The 11,950-nt window shown below is 69.7% G+C and carries 10 protein-coding genes and 1 riboswitch; of the genes, 4 read left to right on the top strand and 6 right to left on the bottom strand.

Translation table 11 applies throughout. The annotated features are described in order from the left end of the window. Positions 1–170: 170 nt before the first annotated feature. Entirely contained in the window at positions 171–452 is a 282-nt protein-coding gene (locus tag OHA64_RS34995; RefSeq protein WP_405620047.1) for an HPr family phosphocarrier protein, read from the top strand. 148 nt (positions 453–600) lie between these two features. Here the strand turns inward: OHA64_RS34995 and OHA64_RS34990 are convergent, their stop codons facing one another. From OHA64_RS34990 to OHA64_RS34975, 4 genes are all read right to left on the bottom strand, one after another. Then, the gene (locus tag OHA64_RS34990; protein WP_405620045.1) at positions 601–1,296 is read right to left on the bottom strand and encodes a GntR family transcriptional regulator; all 696 of its coding nucleotides are present in this window, start codon (positions 1,294–1,296) and stop codon (positions 601–603) included. Between the two features lie 188 nt (positions 1,297–1,484). Next, entirely contained in the window at positions 1,485–2,258 is a 774-nt protein-coding gene (locus OHA64_RS34985) for a M23 family metallopeptidase (RefSeq protein ID WP_405620043.1), read from the bottom strand. Positions 2,259–2,271: 13 nt separating this feature from the next. Then, positions 2,272–2,438, bottom strand: a riboswitch (cyclic di-AMP (ydaO/yuaA leader). A gap of 262 nt (positions 2,439–2,700) precedes the next feature. Next, positions 2,701–4,089 carry a M16 family metallopeptidase gene (locus OHA64_RS34980; RefSeq protein ID WP_405620041.1) on the bottom strand — a complete coding sequence of 463 codons (1,389 nt, stop codon included), beginning with the start codon at positions 4,087–4,089 and terminating at the stop codon, positions 2,701–2,703. Beyond that, on the bottom strand, positions 4,086–5,438 hold the full coding sequence (locus OHA64_RS34975) for a M16 family metallopeptidase (protein ID WP_405624243.1): 1,353 nt from the start codon (positions 5,436–5,438) through the stop codon (positions 4,086–4,088). Before OHA64_RS34975 ends, OHA64_RS34980 begins: the two co-directional genes overlap by 4 nt. Positions 5,439–5,749: 311 nt before the next feature. Between OHA64_RS34975 and OHA64_RS34970 the strand changes: the two genes are divergently transcribed. Then, positions 5,750–8,206 (top strand): DNA topoisomerase (ATP-hydrolyzing) subunit A, encoded by a 2,457-nt coding sequence (locus tag OHA64_RS34970; RefSeq protein WP_405620040.1) that lies wholly within the window; start codon positions 5,750–5,752, stop codon positions 8,204–8,206. 56 nt (positions 8,207–8,262) lie between these two features. On the opposite strand, the gene OHA64_RS34965 is transcribed toward OHA64_RS34970, so the two are convergent. Further along, complete coding sequence (locus tag OHA64_RS34965; RefSeq protein ID WP_405620038.1) at positions 8,263–9,306, bottom strand: CobW family GTP-binding protein; 1,044 nt, start codon at positions 9,304–9,306, stop codon at positions 8,263–8,265. Positions 9,307–9,626: 320 nt separating this feature from the next. On the opposite strand from OHA64_RS34965, the gene OHA64_RS34960 reads away from it, so the two are divergent. Both OHA64_RS34960 and OHA64_RS34955 read left to right on the top strand, forming a co-directional pair. Then, positions 9,627–10,178 carry a DUF6082 family protein gene (locus OHA64_RS34960; RefSeq protein ID WP_405620036.1) on the top strand — a complete coding sequence of 184 codons (552 nt, stop codon included), beginning with the start codon at positions 9,627–9,629 and terminating at the stop codon, positions 10,176–10,178. Between the two features lie 201 nt (positions 10,179–10,379). Next, entirely contained in the window at positions 10,380–10,616 is a 237-nt protein-coding gene (locus OHA64_RS34955; protein WP_356762644.1) for a hypothetical protein, read from the top strand. A gap of 167 nt (positions 10,617–10,783) precedes the next feature. On the opposite strand, the gene OHA64_RS34950 is transcribed toward OHA64_RS34955, so the two are convergent. Next, positions 10,784–11,950 carry a citrate synthase/methylcitrate synthase gene (locus OHA64_RS34950; protein WP_405620034.1) on the bottom strand — a complete coding sequence of 389 codons (1,167 nt, stop codon included), beginning with the start codon at positions 11,948–11,950 and terminating at the stop codon, positions 10,784–10,786.

Raw genomic sequence — 11,950 nt, 5'->3', positions numbered from 1 at the left:
CCAGAGTACGGCTCGCGTACGACAACGGCGCGAGGCAGTCCGCGGGGGACGGAGTCGGACCGAGGCCGCGGTCCGACGCCACGAAGGGGCGGGACGAAGGCCCGCTCCGGGCAAGCTTCACGTGTGGGAAACTGGTCTAGACAACCCTGAACATCGAAGGGCAGCATCACATGGCTGAGCGCCGCGTCAACGTCGGCTGGGCCGAGGGTCTCCACGCCCGCCCCGCTTCCATCTTCGTCCGGGCCGCCACGGCCGCAGGTGTCCCGGTGACGATCTCCAAGGCCGACGGCAACCCCGTCAACGCGGCCTCCATGCTGGCCGTCCTCGGCCTGGGCGCACAGGGCGGTGAGGAGATCGTCCTCGCCTCCGACGCCGAAGGGGCGGATGCCGCCCTCGACCGCCTCGCGAAGCTTGTCTCCGAAGGTCTCGAGGAGCTCCCCGAGACCGTCTGAGAACAGACGCCGCAGCGCAACCCCGAAGGGCTCGTCCGAATTATCGGGCGAGCCCTTCGCATTTCCCCGCCTCGGGCCGATTTTCCCGTTTACGGGCAGCAGAATTAATCCCCCGCGAATTATCCCCTCTTTGTATACGGCTGCCGTGTTAATGCCGCAGGCTCGTCATGTTTACGGGATGTTGCGAGTTCCTCACACGCTCCGGGCGATCTCCCTGGGACGGAAAGCGCAACCGGTGCGCGGCCGTGGCGCGCTCGGTGTGCAGTGCCGTGACCGCTCGCGCGCGCTCGCTGTCCCCGCGCGCCACCGCGTCCACGATCGCGCCGTGCTCCGCCCAGGACTCGACCGGGTTGGCGGGCGCGTCCACCGCGTACATCCAGGCGATCTTGTGACGCAGCTGGGTCAGCATGGAGGTCATCGCCGGACTGCCGGAGGCCTGAGCGAGGGTCTCGTGGAACCAGCTCCCCAGGGAGCGCAGGTCGTCGCTGGTACCTCTCCTGGCCCGCTCCTGGCCCAGCCGGACCAGTCCGCGCAGCACCTTGAGGTGGGCCTCGGTGCGCCGCTGAGCGGCCCGGGAGGCGCCGAGCGGCTCCAGGAGCACCCGCATCTCCAGGAGGTCGGCGCCCTCCTGCTCGGTGGGTTCCGCGACGCACGCGCCCGCGTGCCGCCGGGTCACCACGAAGCCCTCCGCCTCCAGCGTGCGCAGGGCCTCGCGGACGGGGACGCGCGAGACGCCGTAGCGGCGGGCGAGCAGTTCCTCGGTGAGCCGGCCCCCGCGCTCGTAGACACCCGCGACGATGTCGTCCCGGATCGCCGTGCATACCGAGTGCGCCGGAATACGCATGACCGACCTCCGCATTAATCCCCGTGAAACGTCGACGATTGACGTGTGTTCGGTGACTCTATTGCAATGAGCCGGAATTTCCGATGGCGGGTCGGAATCCATGGATATTTTTTGGACAGTCGGGCACCAGAAACGCCGAAAGCCCCGGCTCGGGGAGCCGGGGCCTCAGGTTGTCTTGCCGACCGTCGTCAGACGTTCACGCCGTGCGAACGGAGGTAGGAGACGGGATCGATGTCCGAGCCGTACTGCGCGCCCGTGCGGGCCTCGAAGTGCAGGTGGGGTCCGGTGACGTTGCCGGTCGCGCCGGAGAGACCGATCTGCGCGCCCGGGGTGACGGCCTGGCCCACCGAGACACCGATGGACGACAGGTGGCCGTACTGGGTGTACGTGCCGTCGTTCATCTTGATCACGATCTGGTTGCCGTACGACCCGCCCCAGCCGGCCTCGACCACGGTGCCGGAGCCGACCGCGTGGACGGTGGTGCCGGTCGAGGCGTGGAAGTCGATGCCGGTGTGGCTGCCTGAGGACCACAGGGAGCTGCTGGACTGGTAACCGGTCGAGACGTACGAGCCGGAGATCGGGGCGACGTAGGCGTTGAGGCGCTTGCGCTCGGCCTCGCGGGCGGCGCGCTCCTTCTGCTCACGCTCCTCGCGGGCCTTCTTGGCCTCCGCGACCGCCTTCTTGCGCGCGGCCTCCTCGGCCTTCTGCTGCGCCTCGGCCTCCTCGGCGGCCTGCTTCTGGGCGACGGCCTGGGCGTCGATCTGGTCCGCGATCGAGTCACCGATGGTGATGACGGGGGTGAGGCCGGTCTGCTCGGCCGCGGGCTCGGCGGCGAGCGCCGGGGCGGCCAGGGTACCGATGACGCCGGTGGTGGTGAGTGCCGCGACACCCGCCGCGCGGGCGGTGCCGCGCTTCATCCGGCTGGGACGACGGTGCTTCCCGGCGGCGCACATGAACGCCATGTGGTGGCTGGTCCTTTCCTTCCTTCTCGCCTACCGGGTTAGCTGACGGGTTCGGAGCAGGAAGGTCTCCTACGGACCCCCTCGCGGTGTGCGCGGGCGTCCGATTCACCCCAGGGACTTCACGTGTGGGTCCCCGGCTCCCCTGGCTCGCGCCATGTGGGGACTCGGCGATGACTGTCCGGTGCCGCGGGTGCGGCGCAGTGCCTGACGGACAGCCCGGACGACGCTAAGCGGGGCAACTTTCAATCCCCAAACGGATCACGCCTTTTGTAGCGCATGCCACAGGGCAGACAGGCAACCTCTCCCTCAATTCGGACATCGAGGGGCCCCGGTGACTCTCACGTCACCGGGGCCCCGGGCACTGCTGTGACTACTCCACGGAGGTGTGGCCGTTCCGCTGTGGCTCCTCCGCGTCGCTACTGTGTGTGCCTGGTCCGCGTCCCTACTCCGCGGAGACGACGGAGACTTCGCCGATGCCGAGAGCCTCGACGGGCTCCTTGATCTGTGCGGCGTCACCGACGAGGACGGTCACCAGGCGGTCCACCGGGAAGGCGCTCACGGCCGCCGCGGTGGCCTCCACGGTGCCGGTGGAGGCGAGCTGCTGGTACAGCGTCGCCTGGAAGTCGTCGGGCAGGTGCTGCTCGACCTGGTCGGCCAGCGTGCCCGCGACCGCCGCCGCGGTCTCGTACTTCAGCGGCGCCACCCCGACGAGGTTCTGGACGGCGACATCCCGCTCGGCATCGGTCAGCCCCTCGGCCGCGAGCGTGCGCAGCACCGTCCACAGGTCGTCCAGGGCGGGACCGGTGTTCGGCGTGTCGAAGGAGCCGCTGATGGCGAGCATCGCGGCACCCGAGCCGTCCGGCGTCGAGCGCAGGACCTGCCCGAACGCCCGCACCCCGTAGGTGTAGCCCTTCTCCTCCCGCAGGACGCGGTCCAGACGGGAGGTGAGGGTGCCGCCCAGGCAGTACGTGCCGAGCACCTGGGCGGGCCACACACGCGCGTGCCGGTCAGAGCCGATGCGGCCGATCAGCAGCTGGGTCTGGACGGCGCCGGGACGGTCCACGATGACGACCCGTCCGGTGTCGTCGGCCGTCACCGGTGGCACCGGACGCGGCTGGGCCGAGGAGCCGGTCCAGGCGCCGAGGGTGTCGCCGAGCAGCTCGTCGAGCTCGAGGCCGGTGAGGTCGCCGACGACCACGGCGGTGGCGGTGGCCGGACGGACGTGCTTCTCGTAGAAGCCGCGTACGGCCGCCGAGTCGATGGACTCGACCGTCTCCTCGGTGCCCTGGCGCGGGCGCGACATCCGCGAGGTCGCCGGGAACAGCTCCTTGGAGAGCTCCTTGGCGGCACGCCGGGAGGGGTTGGCCAGCTCGTGCGGGATCTCGTCGAGGCGGTTGCGGACCAGCCGCTCGACCTCGCTGTCCGCGAACGCGGGTGCCCTGAGGGCGTCCGCGAGCAGGCCCAGGGCCTTGGCCAGGCGGGAGGCGGGGACTTCGAGGGAGAGCCGTACGCCGGGATGGTCGGCGTGCGCGTCGAGGGTGGCGCCGCAGCGCTCCAGCTCGGCGGCGAACTCCTCGGCCGAGTGCTTGTCGGTGCCCTCGGAGAACGCCCGCGCCATGATGGTGGCGACGCCGTCCAGACCGGCCGGTTCGGCCTCCAGGGGCGCGTCCAGGAGCACCTCGACGGCGACGACCTGCTGGCCGGGGCGGTGGCAGCGCAGGACGGTGAGGCCGTTGTCGAGCGTCCCGCGCTCGGGGGCCGGGAACGCCCAGGGCCTGGCGTCGCCCGCCTGGGGCTGGGGGTGGAACTCCATCGCGGCGAGCTCGGTCACTGGGCCGCCTCCTCGTCGTTCTCGTCGGTGGCTTCGGCGTCTTCTGCTTCGGTGGTGGTCGGCTCGTAGACGAGCACCGCGCGGTTGTCGGGGCGCAGGCAGGCCTTGGCGACCTCCTGGACTTCCTCGGCGCTCACCTCGAGAACGCGCCCGACGGCGGTGAGGGCGAGCTGCGGGTCCCCGAACAGGACGGCGTACCGGCACAGTTCGTCGGCGCGGCCCGCGACCGTACCGAGCCGGTCCAGCCACTCGCGCTCCAACTGGGCCTGAGCGCGTTCCATTTCCTCGGCTGTGGGGCCCTCCTCGGCGAACCGGGCGAGCTCCTCGTCGATGGCGGTCTCGATGACCGGTACCTCGACGTCGCCGGAGGTCTTCACGTCCAGCCAGCCCAGGGAGGGCGCCCCGGCCAGCCGCAGCAGGCCGAAGCCGGCCGCGACGGCCGTACGGTCACGCCGTACCAGCCGGTTGTAGAGGCGGGAGGACTCGCCGCCGCCGAGGACGGTGAGCGCCAGGTCGGCCGCGTCGCACGCGCGCGTGCCGTCGTGCGGCAGCCGGTAGGCGGCCATCAGGGCCCGGGCCGGGACCTCCTCCTCGACGACCTCGCGCAGCTGCGCACCCATGACGTCGGGCAGCGCGCCGTCACGCGGGGCGGGCTTGCCGTCGTGCCCCGGAATGGACCCGAAGTACTTCTCGACCCAGGCGAGCGTCTGCTCCGGGTCGATGTCGCCGACCACCGACAGGACGGCGTTGTTGGGCGCGTAGTACGTGCGGAAGAACGCGCGGGCGTCCTCCAGGGTGGCCGCGTCCAGGTCGGCCATCGAGCCGATCGGGGTGTGGTGGTAGGGGTGGCCCTCCGGGTAGGCGAGCGCGGTGAGCTTCTCGAACGCCGTGCCGTAGGGGACGTTGTCGTAGCGCTGCCGTCGCTCGTTCTTGACGACGTCCCGCTGGTTCTCCATCGACTCGTCGTCGAGGGCGGTCAGCAGGGAGCCCATCCGGTCGGCTTCCAGCCAGAGGGCGAGCTCCAGCTGGTGGGTCGGCATGGTCTCGAAGTAGTTGGTGCGCTCGAAGCTGGTGGTGCCGTTGAGCGAGCCGCCGGCGCCTTGGACCAGCTCGAAGTGACCGTTGCCCTTCACCTGTCCGGAGCCCTGGAACATCAGGTGCTCGAAAAGGTGAGCCAGGCCGGTACGGCCCTTGACCTCGTGGCGCGAACCGACGTCGTACCAGAGGCACACCGCCGCGACCGGGGTCAAGTGGTCCTCGGAGAGCACCACGCGCAGGCCGTTGGCCAGGCGGTGCTCGGTCGCTGTCAGGCCCCCGGAGCCTGCCTGGGCTGTGGCCGTGTGACCCATGGGCATGTACGTCCCTTCGATCGCGGTCGCGGTCGTGGAAACCGCGGTTTTCCTGCCGGTCCTGCCACTGTATGCAAGCGCGTGAGGCCACCGCGAAGTTCCCGGGGGGACGTACGCCGACAGCGGATCGCGTAGCCTGCGGACAGTCGTGGAGGAGTCGTCTCCCCGCGCCGGACCGAGCAGCCGACGCCGGGGCCTGGTCCGCGTTGTCAGTGCCACGGTCCACAATGGTCCGCGTCAGATGCCGTTCACGCTTCAGCCAGCGAGCGCCCAGTACGCGAGCGACCAGTAAACAGGAGGAGCCGGCAGCGATGGCCCGCCGCAGCACGAAGACCCCGCCGCCCGACGACTCGTACGAGGAGCGGATCCTCGACATCGACGTCGTGGACGAGATGAAGGGCTCGTACCTCGAGTACGCGTACTCGGTCATCTACTCCCGCGCCCTGCCGGACGCCCGGGACGGGTTGAAGCCGGTGCATCGCCGCATCGTGTACCAGATGAGCGAGATGGGCCTGCGCCCCGACCGCGGCTACGTGAAGTGCGCCCGGGTCGTCGGCGAGGTCATGGGCAAGTTGCACCCGCACGGTGACGCGTCGATCTACGACGCTCTCGTGCGCATGGCTCAGCCCTTCTCGATGCGCGTCCCCCTCGTCGACGGACACGGCAACTTCGGCTCACTGGGCAACGACGACCCGCCGGCCGCCATGCGGTACACCGAGTGCCGGATGGCCCAGGCCGCGAGCCTGATGACGGAGTCCATCGACGAGGACACCGTCGATTTCGCCCCCAACTACGACGGCCAGGAGCAGGAACCGGGGGCGCTGCCCGCCGCGTTCCCGAACCTCCTGGTGAACGGCGCCTCGGGCATCGCGGTCGGTATGGCCACCAACATGCCTCCGCACAACCTGTCCGAGGTGATCGCAGCCGCCCGTCACCTGATCCGCTACCCGAACGCGGATCTGGACGCCCTGATGAAGTACGTCCCGGGCCCCGATCTGCCCACCGGCGGGCGCATCGTGGGCCTGACCGGCATCCGTGACGCGTACGAGACGGGCCGCGGCACCTTCAAGATCCGCGCGACGGTCTCCGTGGAGAACGTGACGGCGCGTCGTAAGGGTCTCGTCGTCACCGAGCTGCCCTTCGCGGTCGGCCCGGAGAAGGTCATCGCCAAGATCAAGGACCTGGTCGGCTCGAAGAAGCTGCAGGGCATCGCGGACGTCAAGGACCTCACCGACCGCGCGCACGGTCTGCGTCTGGTCATCGAGATCAAGAACGGCTTCGTGCCCGAGGCCGTACTGGAGCAGCTCTACAAGCTGACGCCGATGGAGGAGTCCTTCGGCGTCAACAACGTGGCCCTGGTCGACGGCCAGCCTCTCACCCTGGGTCTCAAGGAGCTCCTCGAGGTCTATCTCGACCACCGCTTCGAGGTCGTGCGCCGCCGCAGCGAGTTCCGCCGCACCAAGCGGCGCGACCGGTTGCACCTGGTCGAGGGTCTGCTCACCGCGCTGATCGACATCGACGAGGTGATCCGCCTCATCCGCTCCAGCGACAACTCCGCCCAGGCGAAGGAGCGCCTGATGGAGGCCTTCTCGCTGTCGGAGATCCAGACCCAGTACATCCTCGACACGCCCCTGCGCCGCCTCACCAGGTACGACCGCATCGAGCTGGAGGCGGAGAAGGACCGGCTCAACGAGGAGATCGCGGAGCTGACCCGCATCCTGGAGTCGGACGCCGAGCTGCGCAAACTGGTCTCCGCCGAACTGGCCGCGGTGGCCAAGAAGTTCGGCACGGAGCGACGTACGGTCCTGCTGTCGTCGGCCGGGGCCCCGACGGCCGCCGTGCCGCTCCAGGTGGCCGACGACCCGTGCCGGGTGCTGCTGTCCTCGACGGGGCTGCTGGCCCGTACGGCGAACGGCGAGCCGTTCCCGTCGGACGACGACGCCGCGCGGGCCAAGCACGACGTGATCGTCTCGGCGGTGCCGGCCACCGCGCGCGGAGAGATCGGTGTGGTGACGTCCACCGGGCGCCTGCTGCGGGTGAACGTCGTCGACCTGCCCCAGCTCCCGGACACCGCGGCGGCGCCGAACCTCTCCGGCGGCGCCCCGCTGTCGGAGTTCGTCTCCCTGGAGGGCGACGAGACGGTGATCTGTCTGAGCACGCTCGACGAGTCGTCCCCCGGTCTGGCGATCGGCACCGAACAGGGCGTCGTCAAGCGGGTGGTCCCGGACTATCCGACCAACCGGGGGGAGCTGGAGGTCATCACCCTCAGGGAGGGCGACCGGATCGTCGGCGCGATCGAGCTGCGCACCGGTGAGGAGGACCTGGTCTTCATCACGGACGACGCCCAACTGCTGCGTTTCCAGGCCGCGCACGTCCGCCCGCAGGGCCGTCCGGCAGGCGGTATGGCCGGCATCAAGCTGGTGGAGGGCGCGAAGGTCATCTCCTTCACGGCCGTCGACCCGGCCGTCGACGCGGTCGTCTTCACGGTCGCCGGCTCGCGCGGCACCCTCGACGACTCCGTGCAGACGACGGCCAAGCTGACCCCGTTCGATCAGTACCCGCGCAAGGGCCGGGCCACCGGCGGTGTCCGCTGCCAGCGGTTCCTCAAGGGCGAGGACTGCCTGTCCCTGGCCTGGGCGGGCGCCACTCCGGCCAAGGCGGCCCAGAAGAACGGCACGCCGGCCGACCTGCCGGAGATGGACCCGCGCCGGGACGGTTCGGGCGTTTCGCTGGGGAAGACGGTGGCGGTCGTGGCGGGACCGGTCTAGGGCCTGTCCGGCGGGTCAGGTAGCAGGAAGTCGCCAGTGCCTCATCAGCAGGCCTCCTACGACGTTTCTTCCTCCGGATCGGCCACGTAGCGCAGAACGCCCCACATGCCGTGCTCATCGGCGTGTGGGGCGTCGCTCTTGCACGCCTCCAGCTCCTTGCCGAGGGCGGCCGCGTCGATGTCGGAGCCGATGAGGACGAGCTGGGTGAGGCGGGCGTCGGCAGCGGCCCAGGGCTCCGGGTAGAACCGGAGGAACCGCCCGACGGCGTGCAGCGAGTAGCGGTTGCGGGAGTCGAAGGGCCCGAAGTCGACGTACCCCTTGATCCGGTACAGCCCCTCGGGCCGGCTGTCGAGGAACTGCATCAAGCGGCGCGGGTCGAGGGGAATCTCGGAGCCGAAGGACACGCTGTCGTAGCCGGAGTGCAGGTGAGAGCCGTGATCGTGGCCCTCGGTACGGTCGTGCAGATCGTCGAAGGACAGCTGCCCGACGCGCTCCTCGCCCGGCCGGCAGTCGAAGAGGAACTCCGGGTCGACACGGCCGTGGACGGCGGGCACGACAGCGGCCCCGTCGACGAGGGACCGGACCAGTCCGAGAACGCGCTCACCGTCGTCGGCCCGGTCGAGCTTGTTGACGACGACCAGGTCGGCGAGGGCGAGGTGCCGGTCGATCTCGGGATGCCTGGCGCGGGTGTCGTGGAACTCGGCGGCGTCGACGACCTCGACGAGACCCCCGTAGACGATCCCGGGATGGTCGCTGGCGAGCACCATGCGTACGAGTTCCTGGGGTTCGGCGAGCCCGCTGGCCTCGATCACGATGACGTCGACACCGGCGGCGGGCCGGGCGAGCCGCTCCAGGTAGACGTCGAGTTCACTCGCGTCGACGGCACAGCACAGACAGCCGTTGCCGAGGGAGACGGTGGAGTCGCCGAGCGCGCCCGCCACGGCCATCGCGTCGATCTCGATGGCGCCGAAGTCGTTGACGATGGCGCCGATCCGACTGCCGCCACTGTGGTGCAGGAGGTGGTTGAGGAGGGTGGTCTTGCCGGAGCCGAGGAATCCGGCCAGGACGACAACCGGGATCTGCTGCGGGGTCCGACTCAACGCGCTACCTCTCTCACGCCACCGCGTGCGCCGGATTGTCCGCCTGCGCACGTACGAGGATTGAATGCCCGCCCAGGATACGAGCCGGAAGAATGACCGCTGAGTGAACGATTGTTAGCAGCGCTCGCGGGGCAGACGTTGGGCAAGGCGCCGGTTCGTGCGACCCTCCCATCCCTCCGTGCGCCCCTCTCCGCCTCCCCCGCCGATCAGAGCCGCTCGGCACCCTGGGAGACGGCAAGCGCCGCCCACCGCTCGCCGGTCCCCTTCAGTCGACCCGCACCCCGACGACCGGCGGACGTCCGCCTGATTCGGGGGTTGACATGGCCACACAGAAGTCCTCTGCGGGGAGGTTGGGTTCCGCCGCGCTCACTCTCCTGGCTGCCACCGCCACTGTGACACTGGCAGTGCGTCAATGGCAGTTGGAGAAGGCACGTCTGCACGACAGGCAGCTGGAACTCGAGGAGCTGGCGATTCGGCGCAAGGCTCTGGCCCATCAGCAGCGCATGCAGTGGGAGTTGCTGCTCAGGGCGATGGACGATCCCTCTCTCGCGGAAGTGATCGACACATACGACAAGAGCATCCCGGCGGAGAGGCGCCGCCAGTTCTTCTACGCCAACGCCTGGTATGTCCACCTCTACCATCTTTACCGGGCGGGAAGCCTGGACCGGGAGGAGTTGTACCGGCATCTGCGGGAGTTCTTCCAGAGCCCCGTGTTCCGGGAGTACTGGGAGGCGTCGAGGCACATGCGAGCCACCCTGAACGAGTCGTCCGTGGAAGCCCAGTTGGGGTACATGGTCGACGGTCTGGTCAGGGACCTCGACGAAGCGGATACCGACGAGTGGTGGGTCGTCGGCGACCCGCCGACCGACTGACCCGCCGACTGATTGCCCCGACCGACCCGCCGTTTTTTGCGTCGACCGACTGCCGTCCGACGCCGCCGAGTCGGTCAACACAAAAACGACACAGACACGCCTGAGTTACTTTTGGCCATCCAGCCACAAGGGCCTCACGAACACCGCTAGCGTGCTCACCACCACTATGCCCAGGCTTTCTGTTCGTAAGGACCGGTACCTTTGAAGATCGTGCGCCGCATCGGTGTGCCCCCAAGCGCCCGAGGCAGTAACTCAGGAGCTACCTGCCCGGACGTGTTCGAGCTGAGTGACGGCAACTTCGCCGTCATCGGCACCGAGGCCACCGAGGCGCTTGAGCGCGAACTCCCCGCCGACGCCGCCCGCGCCGACTACGAGCGCATCGTCATCGTCAGCCGGGAAACCCTGATTCGCGCCAAGGCGGACATCCCCGACGCCTGACCCCAGCGAGCACGTGTCCACCCCAGACTCGTCCCGTACCGCTTCCCCGGCCGCACAGAACCGCTGAGCGACCCGGGCACCCACCCGGCGAGCAGCTCGTCACCCCGTCCCTGCTCGATCACCACCGATGAGGCCTGGCGCCAGAACGGCACCAGGCCACACGCGTGTCAGGCGCCCCGCGGCACGTCGACCGGCGCCCCCGGCCCCACATACCGCGCCACCGGCCTGATGATCTTCGAGTCGGCCGCCTGTTCCAGGATGTTGGCGCTCCAGCCCACCACGCGCCCCGCCGCGAAGGTGGGAGTGAACATCTCGCGCGGCAGATCGCACAGCTCCATGACCACACCGGCGTAGAACTCGACGTTGGTGTGGAGTTCCCGGCCGGGCTTCAGTTCGGCGAGTATCCGCTCCACCTGGCGCTCGACCTCGACGGCGAAGTCGACGCGTGGACCGCCGAACCGCAGGGCGATCTCACGGAGCATGCGCGAACGGGGGTCCTCCGTGCGGTAGATCGCATGACCGAAGCCCATGATGCGCTCACCGGCCAGGACGCGCTCGCGGATCCAGGAGTCGACTCGGTCCGGCGTACCGATCGCGTCGAGCGTGTCCAGCGCACGGCTGGGAGCACCGCCGTGCAGCGGACCGGACAACGCCCCCACCGCCCCCACGAGGCACGCCGACACGTCCGCTCCTGTGGACGCGATGACCCGAGCCGTGAACGTTGATGCATTGAATCCATGGTCAATGGTTGAGATCAGGTACTGCTCGACCGCACGGGCCCGCTGCGGCTCCGGCTCCGAACCCGTCACCATGTAGAGGTAGTTGGCCGCGTACGAGAGGTCCTCCCGCGGCTCCACGGGATCGAGGCCCCGGCCCAGTCGGTGCAGTGCGGCAAGAAGCGTCGGCACGGCCGCGGTCGCGACGAGGGTGTCCTCGCGGCGCCGGTTCGCGTCGAGGTCGTACACCGGACGGAAGCCCTTCGCCGCGCCCAGCAGCGACAACGCGGTGCGCATCCCGGCGAGCGGTCCGGCGCCCCTGCCCGCTGCGGCGACAGCGGGCAGGGCGGCCCAGACCTCGGCGGGCAGCCGGCGCAGCGCGGCGGTCTCCACGGCGAAGGCGGCCGAACGAGCGGCGTCCGGCAGTTCACCGTGGACCAGGAGGTGCCATACGTCCTCGAAGCCACGGGCCTTCGCCAGTTCGACCGCCGAGTACTGACGGTAGTGATAAAAGCCCTCGACTCCCCTGACGTCCCCGATCTCGGTGTCGGTGACGACGACTCCCGCGAGCCCTCGCGGTACCTCGACGAGGGTGCCTGCTGACCTGTTGACGGACAT

Source organism: Streptomyces sp. NBC_00076 (genome assembly GCF_045041235.1).
Classification (GTDB): domain Bacteria; phylum Actinomycetota; class Actinomycetes; order Streptomycetales; family Streptomycetaceae; genus Streptomyces.
Note: the sequence above shows the minus strand (reverse complement) of the source record. Positions and strands in the feature narration are given on the sequence as shown.